Origin of the sequence: Streptomyces misionensis (genome assembly GCF_900104815.1) — a bacterium.
In the GTDB taxonomy this organism is placed as follows: Bacteria; Actinomycetota; Actinomycetes; order Streptomycetales; family Streptomycetaceae; genus Streptomyces; species Streptomyces misionensis.
In genome coordinates this window covers 2,477,805-2,492,477 of record NZ_FNTD01000004.1, presented here as the reverse complement: position 1 = coordinate 2,492,477, position 14,673 = coordinate 2,477,805, and the positions used below count along the sequence as shown (strand labels likewise).

The 14,673-nt window shown below is 69.8% G+C and carries 17 protein-coding genes; 10 read left to right on the top strand and 7 right to left on the bottom strand.

Annotated features, from left to right (window positions below):
- Positions 1-15: 15 nt before the first annotated feature.
- Positions 16-330 carry a hypothetical protein gene (locus BLW85_RS12950; protein WP_070027640.1) on the top strand — a complete coding sequence of 105 codons (315 nt, stop codon included), beginning with the start codon at positions 16-18 and terminating at the stop codon, positions 328-330.
- On the opposite strand, the gene BLW85_RS12945 is transcribed toward BLW85_RS12950, so the two are convergent.
- Complete coding sequence (locus tag BLW85_RS12945; protein ID WP_239697923.1) at positions 318-1,079, bottom strand: alpha/beta hydrolase; 762 nt, start codon at positions 1,077-1,079, stop codon at positions 318-320. The genes BLW85_RS12950 and BLW85_RS12945 overlap by 13 nt on opposite strands.
- A 97-nt stretch (positions 1,080-1,176) precedes the next feature.
- A complete protein-coding gene (ectB, locus tag BLW85_RS12940) occupies positions 1,177-2,448 on the bottom strand; it encodes a diaminobutyrate--2-oxoglutarate transaminase (RefSeq protein ID WP_074992109.1) in 1,272 nt (423 codons plus the stop codon).
- A gap of 545 nt (positions 2,449-2,993) precedes the next feature.
- Here ectB and BLW85_RS12935 point away from each other — a divergent pair.
- From BLW85_RS12935 to ectA, 7 genes are all read left to right on the top strand, one after another.
- The gene (locus BLW85_RS12935; RefSeq protein ID WP_070022035.1) at positions 2,994-4,280 is read left to right on the top strand and encodes a type III PLP-dependent enzyme; all 1,287 of its coding nucleotides are present in this window, start codon (positions 2,994-2,996) and stop codon (positions 4,278-4,280) included.
- Complete coding sequence (locus BLW85_RS40115; protein ID WP_074992108.1) at positions 4,277-4,663, top strand: holo-ACP synthase; 387 nt, start codon at positions 4,277-4,279, stop codon at positions 4,661-4,663. Before BLW85_RS12935 ends, BLW85_RS40115 begins: the two co-directional genes overlap by 4 nt.
- Positions 4,664-4,726: 63 nt before the next feature.
- The gene (locus BLW85_RS40110; RefSeq protein ID WP_167381403.1) at positions 4,727-5,203 is read left to right on the top strand and encodes a 3-aminobutyryl-CoA ammonia lyase; all 477 of its coding nucleotides are present in this window, start codon (positions 4,727-4,729) and stop codon (positions 5,201-5,203) included.
- Positions 5,200-6,705, top strand: a complete 1,506-nt coding sequence (locus BLW85_RS12925) for a class I adenylate-forming enzyme family protein (protein ID WP_070021995.1) — start codon at positions 5,200-5,202, stop codon at positions 6,703-6,705. The genes BLW85_RS40110 and BLW85_RS12925 overlap by 4 nt, the downstream gene beginning before the upstream one ends.
- Before the next feature lie 14 nt (positions 6,706-6,719).
- Positions 6,720-6,989 carry an acyl carrier protein gene (locus tag BLW85_RS12920; protein ID WP_070021996.1) on the top strand — a complete coding sequence of 90 codons (270 nt, stop codon included), beginning with the start codon at positions 6,720-6,722 and terminating at the stop codon, positions 6,987-6,989.
- Between the two features lie 105 nt (positions 6,990-7,094).
- Complete coding sequence (locus tag BLW85_RS12915) at positions 7,095-7,499, top strand: ectoine synthase (protein WP_070022000.1); 405 nt, start codon at positions 7,095-7,097, stop codon at positions 7,497-7,499.
- On the top strand, positions 7,496-8,023 hold the full coding sequence (gene ectA / locus BLW85_RS12910) for a diaminobutyrate acetyltransferase (protein WP_070022002.1): 528 nt from the start codon (positions 7,496-7,498) through the stop codon (positions 8,021-8,023). The genes BLW85_RS12915 and ectA overlap by 4 nt, the downstream gene beginning before the upstream one ends.
- A gap of 45 nt (positions 8,024-8,068) precedes the next feature.
- On the opposite strand, the gene BLW85_RS12905 is transcribed toward ectA, so the two are convergent.
- Positions 8,069-9,052, bottom strand: coding sequence for a GlxA family transcriptional regulator (locus BLW85_RS12905; protein ID WP_070022004.1), 984 nt, complete (start codon positions 9,050-9,052; stop codon positions 8,069-8,071).
- Positions 9,053-9,123: 71 nt separating this feature from the next.
- On the opposite strand from BLW85_RS12905, the gene BLW85_RS12900 reads away from it, so the two are divergent.
- On the top strand, positions 9,124-10,440 hold the full coding sequence (locus BLW85_RS12900) for an MFS transporter (RefSeq protein ID WP_074992107.1): 1,317 nt from the start codon (positions 9,124-9,126) through the stop codon (positions 10,438-10,440).
- 31 nt (positions 10,441-10,471) lie between these two features.
- Here the strand turns inward: BLW85_RS12900 and pspAB are convergent, their stop codons facing one another.
- From pspAB to BLW85_RS12885, 3 genes are all read right to left on the bottom strand, one after another.
- Entirely contained in the window at positions 10,472-11,056 is a 585-nt protein-coding gene (gene pspAB / locus BLW85_RS12895; RefSeq protein WP_074992106.1) for a PspA-associated protein PspAB, read from the bottom strand.
- Positions 11,057-11,112: 56 nt separating this feature from the next.
- On the bottom strand, positions 11,113-12,039 hold the full coding sequence (htpX, locus tag BLW85_RS12890) for a zinc metalloprotease HtpX (protein WP_074992105.1): 927 nt from the start codon (positions 12,037-12,039) through the stop codon (positions 11,113-11,115).
- A 151-nt stretch (positions 12,040-12,190) separates the two neighbouring features.
- The gene (locus BLW85_RS12885; RefSeq protein ID WP_070022013.1) at positions 12,191-12,448 is read right to left on the bottom strand and encodes an SCO2583/SCO2584 N-terminal domain-containing protein; all 258 of its coding nucleotides are present in this window, start codon (positions 12,446-12,448) and stop codon (positions 12,191-12,193) included.
- A 327-nt stretch (positions 12,449-12,775) separates the two neighbouring features.
- Here BLW85_RS12885 and BLW85_RS12880 point away from each other — a divergent pair, with 327 nt between their 5' ends.
- Complete coding sequence (locus tag BLW85_RS12880) at positions 12,776-13,030, top strand: hypothetical protein (protein WP_070022014.1); 255 nt, start codon at positions 12,776-12,778, stop codon at positions 13,028-13,030.
- Positions 13,031-13,231: 201 nt separating this feature from the next.
- On the opposite strand, the gene glnA is transcribed toward BLW85_RS12880, so the two are convergent.
- Entirely contained in the window at positions 13,232-14,641 is a 1,410-nt protein-coding gene (gene glnA / locus BLW85_RS12875; protein WP_070022015.1) for a type I glutamate--ammonia ligase, read from the bottom strand.
- Positions 14,642-14,673: the final 32 nt, after the last annotated feature.

The window sequence follows — 14,673 nt, the reverse complement described above, 5'->3', positions numbered from 1 at the left end:
GTCAGGAGGATGCCCGTGCCCGCTGCCGCCCTACAGCCGAAGCCCTCGCCGACCCAGTCCACCGCCAAGCGTCCCGTGCTGTTCGACTCGCCGTACGAGCCCCTGACGAAGCGGCCCCTGCCGGCCGGCCGCCCCCGGGAGTGGTACGTCACGCACAACCGGCGCCTGAAGGCCATGCGCCTGGCCATCGCCCTGCTCGACTCCGGGACCTATCTGCCGGACCAGGCGGGCAACGACACCATCCGCGCCACCGCCGAGACGATCGGCATGCGCCCGCCGTCCGACATCACGTGCCACATGGTGCGGGCGTTCATGCGCTACAACCGCTGATCCACGACGGCGCCGGGCACTTCGCCGGCCGGCCCGCCCGGCGCCGTCAGCAGCGCGCTCACCAGCCGCCGCCGGTCCCGCGCGTGCTCGCGGAACCACAGGCCCAGCTTGTGGTCGGCGTCCGGGAGTTCGAGCCGGGTGTAGTCGGCGCGCGCGGACAGCGCCTCGTGCAGCGCCCGGGTCACGGCCGCCGGGATCACCGTGTCGGTGCCGGGCACGGTCAGCACCGCCCGGCCCGCGTACGCCCCGTACACCCGGAGCGCCGGGGAGTCCCGCCAGCTGTCCGGAGTGCGCAGGATCTCGGTGAACCGGCCCCGGCCGTCCCCGAAGGGCAGGTCCCAGGCGTCCGGCGCGTAGACGGCGGGCGCGCACAGGGCGAGTCCCGCCACCCGGCCGCCGTAGTGGCGCACCAGGTCGGCGACCGTCTGCCCGCTCATGCTGAAGCCGACCAGAAGCAGCGGATCGGCCGCCGGCGCGTGCGCGTCGATCACCGCCACCGCCTGCTCGAACCGGCGCCGCAGGCTCAACCGCGCGAGCGTGCCGCTGCTTTCACCGTGACCCGAGAAGTCGAACGCCAGCGCGTGACAGCCGGCGGCGGCGAACTCGCCCGCCAGCGGCAGCAGCCGCTCCTTGCTCCCGTTGCCCGCCCCGTGCAGCAGCACCACCGTGGCCCGCCCGCGAGGACCGCCGCACACCCCGCTGAGCCGCTCGCCGTCGTACTGCCCCGTGAAGCCGCTGAGTTCGCCCATGGGGGCCATTCACTCACGCGCGCGCACGCTCGTGGAGCGCACCGAGACGGCCCACCGGTTCCTGACGACGCGCGGGCGAGAGCCGGACCGGGACCCTCTAGTCCGCGACCTCCCGGGCGGCGCGGGCCAGCGTGCCGAGTCCTTCGTCCAGTTCCTCAGGGGGGATCGTGAGGGCCGGGAGCAGCTTGACGACCTCGTTGTCAGGGCCGGACGTCTCGACGAGCAGGCCGAGTTCGAAGGCGCGTCGCGCGATCAGCCCGGCGCGCCTCTTGTTGTGGAACTCGAGGCCCCACACCAGGCCGCGGCCCCGGTAGCGGGCACCGGCGGCGCGGTGTTCGTCGCAGATCGCCAGGAGGGACTGCTCCACCTGTCGGCCGAGTAAGGCCGTCTGGCGGGTGATATGAGGATCGGTCCAGTAGGTCTCCAGGGCCGCGGTGGCGGTGACGAACGCGGGGTTGTTGCCGCGGAAGGTGCCGTTGTGTTCGCCGGGCTCCCAGACGTCGAGTTCGGGCCGGAACAGGCACAGGGACATCGGCAGTCCGTAGCCGCTGATCGACTTGGAGACGGTGACGATGTCGGGGGTGATGCCGGACTCCTCGAAGGAGAAGAAGGCGCCGGTGCGGCCGCAGCCCATCTGGATGTCGTCGACGATCAGCAGCATGTCCTGCCGTTCGCACAGTTCCTTGAGGGCGCGCAGCCACTCGGGGCGGGCGACGTTGATGCCGCCCTCGCCCTGCACGGTCTCCACGATCACCGCGGCGGGTTTGTTCAGGCCGGAGCCCTGGTCCTCCAGGAGCCGCTCGAACCACAGGAAGTCGGGGACGGTGCCGTCGAAGTAGTTGTCGAACGGCATCGGGGTGCCGTGCACCAGGGGGACGCCGGCGCCGGCCCGCTTGAAGGCGTTGCCGGTCACGGCGAGCGAGCCCAGGGACATGCCGTGGAAGGCGTTGGTGAAGGACACGATGGCCTCGCGGCCCTTGACCTTGCGGGCCAGCTTCAGTGCCGACTCGACGGCGTTGGTGCCGGTCGGGCCGGGGAACATGACCTTGTACGGCAGATCGCGCGGGCGCAGCACCAGGTCCTGGAAGGTCTGCAGGAACGAGCGTTTGGCCGTGGTCGACATGTCCAGGCCGTGGGTGATCCCGTCCCGGGACAGGTAGTCGATCAGCGCCCGTTTGAGCACCGGGTTGTTGTGGCCGTAGTTGAGTGATCCGGCACCGGCGAAGAAGTCGAGGTACGCATGGCCGTCCTCGTCGTACAGCCGGCTGCCCTGCGCGCGGTCGAACACGGTGGGCCAGCCACGGCAGTAGCTGCGCACCTCGGACTCCAGGCTCTCGAAGGTGCTCAGGTCCGGTTGGGTGATGGTCATGCCTACTCCTCAACGGCAGTGACGTCAGGACTGATTCGGCGGACCGGTGGTGAGACCAGCGGATGCGCCGGACGGGAGACCGGGGCCGTGCGGCCGGGAGTCGGTGCGTGAGGGCCAGGAGCCGGCCGGTGGCTGCCCCGCGAGCCGTCTGGAATCACCGCGGTCCGATACCGCGTATCCGCTTGGCCCCCTTGCGCTGCCCATGCCTCAGACCTCACACCCGTATGCCTGTTCGGCGGTGAGTCCTCCTGGGCTTCGATGACTTCTGGCCACGCTGCAGCCCGGCCTGCCGTGCGATTGTCACTGTATGTCTGTATAGCCCTTTATGAACCTTTAGTTACGAAGATGGATAGTTGCCGTGTGGCGTGGGTCACAACTGTCGGTCGATGGCGCATGACGTCGGGAACCTCGGGGATACACGGCCGCCCTTCATCCATCGCACGCCGTCCCAAGTTGGCCGGATTCCCCGGTGCGCGATATGACGCCGCTCGGCTCCTCCCCTACGGTTTTGGGAACAGCAAGCCGAGACAGCGGGAGGGGTGCACTTGCCCGAAAATCCGAAGGCGCACATCCAGGGCCTTCCTGTCGAAGACATCGTGGACGAGTTCGGAACACCTCTATTCATCTACGACGCGCAAGTTCTCAGCGAAACGTATCGGAGGCTTGCGGAAGCGCTGCCGGACGGAGTGGAAGTCCTCTATTCCCTGAAAGCGAATCCGAACATCAGCGTGTGCGGCTTTCTCGGAGCCCAGGGCGCAGGCGCGGAAGTGTCGTCGCTGACGGAACTGATGACCGCCATGCGGGCCGGGGTGGACCCGGCGGACATCATCTTCCTCGGGCCGGGAAAGAGCCGGGCCGACCTCGAGGCGTGTGTCTCGGCCGGCATCTCCGCCGTGGTCTGCGAGTCGCTCGCGGAACTCCGGCTCCTGGACGAGGTCGCGGCCGCGCGGGGGGCCGCCCCGTTCCCCGCGGTGCTGCGGGTCAACCCGAGCTTCCACAGCAAGGGGTCCGGGCTGTCGATGGGAGGAAAGCCGCGGCAATTCGGTGTGGACGAGAAGGAAGTCCGTCAGGCGCGGCCCTTGCTCGACGCCTTGAGGCACGTCGAGGTGAAGGGTTTCCATGCCTATATGGGTACCCGTTTTCTCGATCACCGGGACGTCGTCGCGAACACGGAGAGCATTCTCCGGATGGCGGAAGACCTCGCCACGGAGCTGGGTGTAGACCTTTCCTTCGTGGATTTCGGGGGCGGTCTGGGTGTGGCCTACTTCGAGAACGAGTCGGACCTCGACACCGCCGAACTCGGCAAAGGTATGCGGGGTCCGGTGGGCGAATTCCGTGCCCGGCACCCGTCCTGCCGGATCATCATGGAGCTGGGCCGGTTCCTCGCGGCCGACGCCGGTATCTATGTGACACGGGCCGTCTATGTGAAGGAGTCGATGGGGGAGTTGTTCGTCGTGGCGGACGGCGGCACCAATCACCATATGGCCGCAGTGGGCATCGGGAGTTTCGTGAAACGGAACTTCCCCGTCGTCCACCTGGGCAGCCCCTCGGCCGAGCCCACCGGCACCTACACCGTCACCGGACCGCTGTGCACCCCGAACGACACGCTCGTGAAGAAGGTCAGGCTTCCCGAAGTCCGGCCCGGCGACCTGCTCGGCATCGAGCGGTCCGGCGCCTACGGCCCCACCGCCTCGCCCGGGCTGTTCCTCGGTCACGGCTACCCCGCGGAAGTCTTCGTGCACGACGGACAGGTGACCCTGGTGCGGGAGCGGGACACGCCCGAGGAACTGCTGTCCCGGCAGCGGCTGGCGGTCTTCAAGGACGCCTCGTGACATCCGGGCGGCCCGTAGGCGTCGGTCTGGACGTTCTCGACCGCGACGAACTGAAGAGGCTCGTGACGCGCGGCTGGTTCCTGCGCTACTGCTACGCGCCGGAGGAGATCGAGCAGGCACGGGCTCTCCAAGGCGTCAGGCGCCTGGAGTACCTGGCCGGCCGCTTCGCCGCCAAGGAGGCCGTCCTCAAGGCGCTGGGCAGGGGTCTGCTGCAGGGGATCGCACCTCGGAACATCCGCGTCGAACGCGCCGCGGACGGGTCCCCGCGCGTCGAACTGCGTGGGGAGGCCGCCCGGGTCGCGTCGCGGCGGACCGTGCGTGTCTCGATCACGCACAAGAAGACCGTGGTCGCCGCCGCGGCTCTGCTCGTGCAGCCCGAATGAGGGACGCGCCCGTCAGCACGCTCGTCAGCCTCCCACGGCAACGGAAGAAGGGATGACATGCCCATGACTATCGCTGAAGGCTCCGCCGACGGCGACGCGCACGTCACAGCGCGGCTGCGCGTCAGAATCGGTCAGGAAGAGGCCCACTACGCAGGTGAACTCGTCGACGGCGCAAGGCTGCTGCGCCTCTTCGGCGACCTCGTCACCGAGATCACCATCCGCACCGACGGCGACGAGGGACTGCTCTCCGCGTACTCCGACGTCCGCTTCACGGCACCCGTCCGCCCTGGCGACTACATCGAGGCCACCGCCAGGCTCACCCGCAGCACCAGACTGCGCCGCTTCGTCGCACTGGAGGCCCGGAAGGTCATCGCCTCCCACGACACGAGCACCAGCGCGGCACAGGTGCTCGCCGAACCGGTCGTCGTCTGCACGGCGAACGCGGTGACCGTCGTTCCCAAGCCGAAGCGCACCGGATCGTCCGACAGCGTCCGGAGCCCCGGCGAGAAGGAAGCCGTACCGATGGGAGGACGCCAGTGACCCAGCCGCTCACCCTCCATTCCCTGCTCGACGACGCCGCCGCCGTGCACAGTGACCGGTGTGTCCTGAGCACCGGGTCGGACGCCATCTCCTACGGAGAGTTGGCGCTCGCCTCCCGCCGAGCCGCGCACCTGCTGCGGGCGTGCGGTGTTCGCCGCGGTGACCGAGTCGTCGTCTCCTCGCCCGACGCCATCGCCGTCGCGGTCGCCGTGCACGCCGCCTCCCGCGCGGGTGCGATGTTCAGCGTCCTGCACCAAGACGTTCGGGACCGCCCGCTCGAACACGTCCTGGGCGACTGCGAGCCGACCGCGATCGTGACAGACGACCCCGGTGTGTCCACCACCGCGCAGGCACATGGCGTACGCGTCATCTCCTCCAGGGAGTTGCGCCACGCCCCGGAGCCGGGGCCGGATGCCGACGGGCAGACGATGCCCGCTCCGCTCGGGGTCGACGGGGCATGCCTGATCTACACCTCGGGCACCACGTCGCTGCCCAAGGCCGTCGTCAGCACCCACCAGCAGATGCTCTTCGCCGCACGCGCCATCCAGGACTGTCTGGGCTACCGCGCGGACGACATCGTCTTCAGCCCCCTGCCGCTGTCCTTCGACTACGGCCTCTACCAGCTGTTCCTGACTTTCCTGGCCGGTGCCCAGTTGCGCGTGGGCGACGTCGCGGAGGCCGGACCGCCGCTGCTGCGCGCCCTCCAGGAGAGCGAGGCGACCGTGCTCGCTGCGGTTCCCTCCGTCTCCGACCGCCTGGCCTGGCTGGTGCGGCGGGCGAAGAACAAGCCCAAGCTGCGTCTTCTGACCAACACGGGGGCGGCCCTGTCCGACCGGACCATCGCCGACCTGCGCGAGGCGATACCCGGCCTGTCCGTGCAGCTGATGTACGGACTCACCGAATGCAAGCGGGCCACGATCATGCCCCCGGACGGAGACCTCCTGCGGCCCGGCGCGTCCGGACGGGCGCTACCCGGCACGGAGGTCTTCACCGTCGACGACGACGGCGAGCGGCTGCCCGCCGGAGAGGTCGGCCAGTTCGTCGTCCGCGGCCCGCACGTCATGGCCGGCTACTGGCGCCGTCCGGAGCTGACCGCCGAGCGCTTCCACCGGCGGGACGGCCTCTTCCCGGAACTGCGGACCGGCGACTACGGCTGGATGGACGACGACGGCTACCTCTACTTCTCCGGCCGCCGCGACGACCTCTACAAGGAACGCGGTTTCCGCGTCAGCGCCACCGAGGTGGAGGCCGCCGCCCGCCGCGTCGAAGGCGTGACCTCCGCGGCCGTGCTGCCCCCCGGCCCCAGGACCGGGAAGACCGCGGTCCTGGCCGCGGTGACCGAGTTGGAGGGTTCCGACGTGCTGGCCCGGATGCACGGCCTGATCGAGGACTACAAGATCCCCCGCCGCTGCGTCCCGGTGCCCGGACTGCCCACCAACAACAACGGCAAAGTCGACCGACAGGCCCTGACCGATCTCGTTCAGGACCCCGCACACCTGTGAAAGGAGCACGCACGATGACCCTCAAGCGCACCGACGTGACCGCCGCCATGGAGACCGCGCTGAGCAGCGTGCTGGAGAGGCCGGTGACCGGGCTCTCCGGACAGACCAGGCTCTTCGACGATCTCCACCTGGACTCGACCACGATGCTGGAGATGCTGATGGAACTGGAGGACTCCCTCGGCCTCGAGGTCGACCCCGAGGAACTCGAAGCCGACGACTTCGAGACGGTCGACACGTTCACCGACTTCGCCATCACCCAGCTCGAGACCCGCAGCGCGGCCTGAACAACCCACCCCACCGACCTCTCACACCGGTGGCCGCGCCCTCGCGTCCCCTGAAGCCGCACGGGACGTCAGGCACGAGGCCGATTCGAGAAAGGAAAGCCGCACATGATCGTCCGCTCGTTCCAGGACGTCGAAGGCACCGACAGGCACGTCAAGTCCCGCTCCGGCACATGGGAGAGCAAGCGGATCGTCCTCGCTCGCGAGGGAGTCGGCTTCTCCCTGCACGAGACGACCGTCTACGCCGGCACCGAGACGACCATGTGGTACGCCAACCACATCGAGGCCGTTCTGTGCGTCGAGGGCGAGACCGAACTCACCAATGAGGAGACCGGCGAGAAGCACCTGATCACACCCGGCACCATGTACCTGCTGGACGGGCACGAGAAGCACACGCTGCGCCCGAAGGTGGACTCCCGTTTCGTCTGCGTGTTCAACCCGCCGGTCACCGGCCGCGAGGACCACGACGAGAACGGCGTCTACCCGCTGCTCACCGAGGAGGCCACCGCATGACCGCGCCGGTGTCCGACGCCACCGCGACCCGAGTCCGCCCCGAGTACCGCCCGCCGCGTGCCGAGGACGCCCAGGCCATGTGGCAGATGGTGCACGAGTCCGACGAACTCGACGACAACAGCCCGTACTACTACGCCCTGTGGTGCCGCGACTTCGCCGAGACCTCTCTCGTGGCATCCCTCGGCGACGAGATCGTCGGCATGCTGACCGGCTACTTCCGCCCCGAGCAGCCCGACACCTATCTGGTCTGGCAGGAGGCCGCCAAGCCCCGGCACGGCATCCCGATGCTCGGGGTGCAGCTCTTCGAGCGGGCGGCCGAGCGCGCGGTCGCCCAGGGCGCGCGCTACATCGAGGCGACCGTGTCGGCCGACAACAAGGCCATCATCATGGTGCTGAAGAAGTGCGCCAAGCGGTACCGGGCCCCCGTGCACACCGAAGTGCTGTTCCCGGCCTCCCTCTTCCCCGAGGCACACCACGACGAGGTGCTCTACCGGATCGGCCCCATCGAACCGGTTCCCGGCTGAGCCGGCACGCGGTTCCGCCGAGGCGGTGTCACCGCGCCCGTGCCCTCACGCTTCCCCGCGGAAGGTGTTGCGGTACGCGCGCGGTGACACGCCCAGCGCCTCCCGGAAGTGCTGACGCATCGCCGTGCCCGTGCCGAAGCCGGCTTCGGCCGCGATCCGGTCCACCGGCTCGTCCGTGCGTTCCAGCAGCCGCCGGGCGTACTGCAGACGCTGCTGGGCGAGCCACTGCATCGGTGGCAGCCCCGTCTCCTGCCGGAACTTGCGCGTCAACGTCCGCACGCTCGTCGCCGACCGGCGCGCCAGGTCCTCCAGGGTGAGGCCCTCACCGAGGTGTTCCAGGGCCCAGGCGCGGGCGGCGGCGGTGGAAGTGTCGCCGGGTTCGGGCACGGGACGGTCGATGTACTGGGCCTGGCCGCCCTCGCGGTGCGGCGGCACCACCGTGCCGCGGGCGACGGTGTTGGCGACGTCGGCGCCGTGGTCACTGCGGATCATGTGCAGGCACAGATCGATCCCCGCGGCCACACCCGCGGACGTGAGCACACCCTGGTCATCGGTGTACAGCACGTCGGGGTCCACGTCGATCTCCGGGTAGAGGGCGGCCAGTTCGGGACAGGACTTCCAGTGCGTGGTCGCCCGCCGGCCCGTGAGCAGGCCCGCTGCCGCCAGCACGAACGACCCGGTGCAGATGGAGGCCAGACGCGCTGTCGGGGGGATCTCCGCGAGCGCCGCCCGCACCAGCGGGCTCAACTCGCCACGCCGCTGCGGGCGGTAGTCCTCGATCGCGGCGGGCACGATCACCGTGTCCGCGTCGCGCAGCGCCTGCGGTCCCAGCGGCACGTTGACCGTGAAGTCGGCGTCCGTGCGCACCTCACCCGGTTCCACGGCACACGTCACGACCGAGTACAGCGGCCGGCCGGCCGCATCCGTCGCGGTCCCGAACAGGCGGTGCACGATCCCCAGCTCCATGGGCAGGAGACCGGACCGCACCAGAACCGCCACCCTGTGCGGAGACTCATCACCCACCGTCATGTCCAGATTCTTTCACTAGTCGGCCAAACGGCCAGTGGTTCCCGGGCTCCCTCTCGCCGAAGGATGAAGACATGGATGACATGATCGGCCGACACACGAAGGATGCCGGGCACCGCGCCTGGTGGGTGGCCGCCGTCGCCGGAGTGGCGATCGTCGTCGCGGGCGCCTTCTCCACCATGCCGGGCATTCTGCAAGACCCCCTGCGCGGGGAGTTCCACTGGTCCCGCGGCTCCATCGGCCTGGCCGCCTCGGTCAACATGCTGCTCTACGGACTCACGGCCCCCTATGCCGCCGCCCTGATGGACCGGTTCGGCATCCGCCGGGTCGTCGTCGCGGCGCTCGCGACCGTCGCCGCCGGAGCGGTCCTCACCACGATGATGAGCGCCGCATGGCAGTTCACGCTCTTCTGGGGCTTCCTCGTCGGCCTCGGGACCGGATCACTGTCGATGACCCTCGGCACCACCGTCACCAACCGCTGGTTCACCGCCCGCCGCGGCCTGGTGACCGGCATCCTCTCCTCCGGCAGCGTTCTGGGGCAGATGGTCTTCCTGCCCGCACTGTCCTGGACCATCGACCACTACGACTGGCGGCCCGCCCTCGTCACCCTCGCCCTCGCCGCCGTCGCGGTCACCCCCCTGGTCCACCTCGTGCTGCGCGACCACCCCGCCGACATCGGACGACGCCCCTACGGCAGCGACACCTTCACCCCCCGACCCGACCCCGTTCCCGGCGCCGCCCGCCGCACCGTGACCGTGCTGTGCGGCGCCGCGCGAACCGTTCCCTTCTGGCTGCTCGCCGCTACGTTCGCCATCTGCGGAGCGTCCACCAACGGCATCATGTGGACCCACTTCGCCCCCGCGGCCCACGACCACGGCATGCCCGTCACCACGGCCTCGACCCTGCTGGCGTTCATCGGCGTCTTCAACGTGGCCGGCACCATCCTCTCCGGCTGGCTCACCGACCGCCGGGACGCCCGCCGGCTCCTCGCCGTCTACTTCCTGCTGCGGGGCCTGCTCATGGTCAGCCTGCCGCTGATCATGACGGCCACCGTCAGTCCGCCCATGATGGTCTTCGTGGTCGCCTTCGGCCTGCTCGACCTGGCGACCGTGCCGCCGGTCATCGCCCTGTGCCGGACCTTCTACGGCGAGGACAGCGCCATCGTCTTCGGCTGGACCAACGCGGCACACCAGGTCGGCGCGGCGTCGGCCTCCTTCCTCGGCGGCGTGGCCCGTGACACGTTCGGCAGCTACGACCCCGTCTGGCTCGCCCTGGGCGCGGCCTGCGCGAGCGCCGCCCTGCTGTCGCTCTGCATCCGTGCCCACGGTGCGCCCACGGACACGGTCGAGGCCGACGAGAAGACGTACGCGTCGTCGGCCCCGCGGCGGTGACAGCCGCCGCCGGCACACCGGAGCGGCGGATTCACAACCCGGGCGCGCCCCACACCGGGAACCAGCGGCCCAGATCCTGCTCGATCCGCAGATCGCTCGCGAGCGTGGACCTCACCTGGAGCTCCAGCGCGTTGTCCCGCCGCTCACCGCTCCCGGCCAGCGGGGCGAACGGATAGAAGGCGGCTCGCTTGTACAGGTACACCAGGGCCAGCCGGCGCCCCGAGTCGTCGGTGAAGCCGGCCAGCGAGCACAGCAGCTGCGGGCCGAAGCCGTTGACCTCCATGGAGCTGTTCACCGCGTGCAGATCGTTGACGAGCTGCGGCAGCTGGTCGGGGGAGCGCCGGGAGACCAGCCACGAGTAGCCGTAGTCGTCCCGGCGCAGCTCCACCGGCGAACCGGCGCGGTCGGCGTCCGCGTCCAGCAGTGCCTGCACCTCCCGGTGGGTCTGCTCGAAGGCCGCGCCCTCCACCGTGGCGAAGCACACCGCCCCGGTCCCGGTCGGGGTGAAGCCCATCGCGGCCTGGAGCGTGACGGCGGCCGAGGGCAGCGCGAAGAGCTGGTCGAGATCGGGGGCGACGGGTTTGGTGCGCCCCAGCAGGATGTCCAGCAGCCCCAACGCTCAGCCCGCCTTCCGCCGTACCGTGCCGCTTTCCGGCCTGTCCTGTGCCGTGCTCATGCCCGGTCGGCCTCCCCGGGTACGGCCGCCTCGCCCAGCTCGGCCGAGATCCGGCCCAGCTGCTCCAGCCGCTGCTCCAGGGTGGGGTGGGTGGAGAAGAACCGCTCGATGCCGGGCTCCTTGCCGGTGGCCGGGGTGAAGTAGAAGGCGTTGAACGCCTGGGCCGTGCGCAGGTCCTTGGTCGGGATGCGGGCGATGTCCCCGGTGACCTTGGTCAGCGCCGACGCCAGCACCGAGGGCCGGCCGGTCAGCAGCGCGGCGGCGCGGTCGGCGGCCAGCTCCCGGTACCGGGACAGGGCCCGGATCAGCAGGAAGCTGATCGCGTACACGGCCGCCGAGACACCCATCACGCCGGCGAAGACCAGGGCCGTGTTCTGGTCCCTGCGGCCCCCGCCGAACAGCTGCGAGTAGAAGGCGAAGCGGACGATCAGTCCGGCGATCACGCCCAGGAAGGAGGCGATCGTGATCACGGCGACGTCCTTGTGCGCCACGTGGGACAGCTCGTGCGCGAGCACGCCCTCCAGCTCGGCGGGCTCCAGGCGGCGCAGCAGGCCGGTGGTCACGCAGACCACGGCGTGATCGGGGTTGCGTCCCGTCGCGAAGGCGTTCGGCATGTCCATGTTGGATACGGCGACCACCGGTTTGGGCATGTCGGCCATGGCGCACAGCCGGTCCACCACCGCGTGCAGCTCCGGATACTCCTCGCGCTCGACGACCTGCCCGTGCATGGCGAACATCGCGATCCGGTCGGAGAACCAGAACTGGGCCACGAACATCGCGCCCATCACGACGACGACCAGCAGCCAGGACTTCAGCAGCACGAGCAGCGCGGCGATGAAGGCCACGTACAGCAGTCCGAGCAGGAACATCGTGACCGTCATCCGCACGGTCAGTCGCCGGTCGCTCCTAAAGCGGCTCCGCATCTCGCATCACCCCGCAGTCAGGCACTCGTCCCGCTGTCCAGTGTGCACCTGCCGCCTCCCATGAACAGGTCCCGTACGTCCCTGTTGCGGGCAAAGCTTCCCGGTGGGAGCGGTGGGAGCGGTCCCGGGCCCCACCGGGAAGCCGGCGCGCTCAGTAGCCGTTGCGTATCCGGGCGTACCCCAGCAGCAGGATCACCGCGGCCACGCAGCCCAGCACCACCGCCGTCGACACCCAGGAGGGACGCTCCGGGCGGGCGCTGTCCGGGTCGGCGCGGAACGGGGCCGGGTCCGGAGGGTTCTCCTTCCAGCGGGCGGCGAGCATCCGGGCCCGGGCGGAGGGCTCCTTGTGCTCGGCGGAGTTCGCCCAGCGTTGATCGAACTCCCGCTCCCACTCGTCCTGTTCTGCCATTGCCCGGTCGACCTCTCTCGTTCGGCGCGTGCGGGGAGCATGATCCCCGGAAGTAGGAATCACGGGACGGCCGAAAGGTTGCACAGCCTCCCCGGGCCGGGGCCGCCCCGCGTCCGGATGCCGGGTCCGCACCCGGCCGCTAGCATTTTCAGCAGAGCCGCGCCGCAGGGTGCGCCGGACGTGCGCCATCCCCGCCGACCAGGGGAACGTCAGCCCTGCTTCCTGAATCCAGGCGGCACCACCCAGACCGCGTCCCGCCCACGGCGGAGCCGCGGCCGTCTTTCCGCGCCCGAGGCGGCGCGGGAGGAATGGAAGGAGGGCAGTTCGATGAAAGCACAGCGCGCGAGGCGTCTCGCCGCGGTGTCCGCCGTCGGCGTTCTGCTGGCAGGCGGAGCCACCATCGCCACCGCCGGGTCCGCGTCGGCGGCCACCCAGACCCACGTGACGACGAACCGGGGCTGCTACGGCCACAACTGCTTCGGCTTCAACCGGGGCTTCGACCGCGGCGGCTTCTTCTTCAACAACGGCTTCAACCGCTTCGGCTACGGCAACACGCCGGTCGTGGTGGTCGTGGTGCCCTGACCGGCACCGAACCGTCGCACGGACACGGCCGGGGCCGCCTCCCACGGGAGGCGGCCCCGGTGCGTGCGGGCACCTGTGCCGTCGACGCATGCGCACACGCGCGCGGGCCGTCGGCCGTGCCTTTCCACGCGGGAAGAACACGGCCGACGGCCCACGGACGGTCCGGGCCGGAGCGGCTGCCCGCTCCGGCCCGGGGCCACATCACACGTCGAAGTACAGCTCGAACTCGTGCGGGTGCGGGCGCAGGGCCAGCGGGGCGATCTCCTGGGTGCGCTTGAGGTCGATCCAGGTCTCGATCAGGTCGGACGTGAAGACGTCGCCCTGGAGCAGGAACTCGTGGTCCGCCTCCAGCGCGTCGAGGACGGCGCCGAGGGAGGTCGGGACCTGGGCGACGCTCGCGTGCTCCTCGGGAGCCAGCTCGTAGAGGTCCTTGTCGATCGGCTCGGCCGGCTCGATCTTGTTCTTGATGCCGTCCAGGCCCGCGAGGAGGAGGGCCGAGAAGGCCAGGTACGGGTTGCCGGAGGAGTCGGGCGCGCGGAACTCGACGCGCTTGGCCTTCGGGTTGGAGCCGGTGATCGGGATGCGCATCGCGGCGGAGCGGTTGCGCTGCGAGTACACCAGGTTGATCGGCGCCTCGAAGCCCGGCACCAGGCGGTGGTAGGAGTTCACCGTCGGGTTGGTGAAGGCCAGCAGCGACGGGGCGTGCTTGAGGATGCCGCCGATGTAGTAGCGGGCCATGTCCGACAGGCCCGCGTAGCCGGCCTCGTCGTAGAACAGCGGGTCGCCGTTGCTCCACAGCGACTGGTGGACGTGCATGCCCGAGCCGTTGTCACCGAAGATCGGCTTCGGCATGAAGGTCGCGGTCTTGCCGTTGCGCCAGGCGACGTTCTTCACGATGTACTTGAAGAGCTGGAGGTCGTCGGCGGCGGCGAGCAGCGTGTTGAACTTGTAGTTGATCTCCGCCTGGCCGGCCGTGCCCACCTCGTGGTGCTGGCGCTCCACCTTCAGGCCGGACTTCTCCAGCTCCAGGGAGATCTCCGCGCGCAGGTCCGCGAAGTGGTCCACCGGCGCGACTGGGAAGTAGCCGCCCTTGTAGCGGACCTTGTAGCCGCGGTTGTTCTCCACCGCACCGGTGTTCCAGGCGCCCGCCTCGGAGTCGATGTGGTAGAAGGACTCGTTGGCGCTGGTCTGGAAGCGCACCGAGTCGAAGACGTAGAACTCGGCCTCGGGGCCGAAGAACGCGGTGTCCGCGATGCCGGTGGAGGCGAGGTAGGCCTCGGCCTTGCGGGCCACGTTGCGCGGGTCACGGGAGTACTGCTCGCCCGTGATCGGGTCGTGGATGAAGAAGTTGATGTTGAGCGTCTTGTCCCGGCGGAACGGGTCGACACGGGACGTGGACAGGTCGGCACGCAGCGCCATGTCCGACTCGTGGATGGCCTGGAAACCGCGGATCGACGATCCGTCGAAGGCCAGCTCCTCGTCCGGGTCGAACGCCTCGACGGGCACCGTGAAGTGCTGCATGACGCCCGGCAGGTCGCAGAAGCGGACGTCGACGAACTTGACGTCCTCGTCCGCGATGAACTTCTTGGCCTCGTCGGCGTTCTGGAACATCCAGCTCCTCCTACTCCCGACCGTCCTCGCCG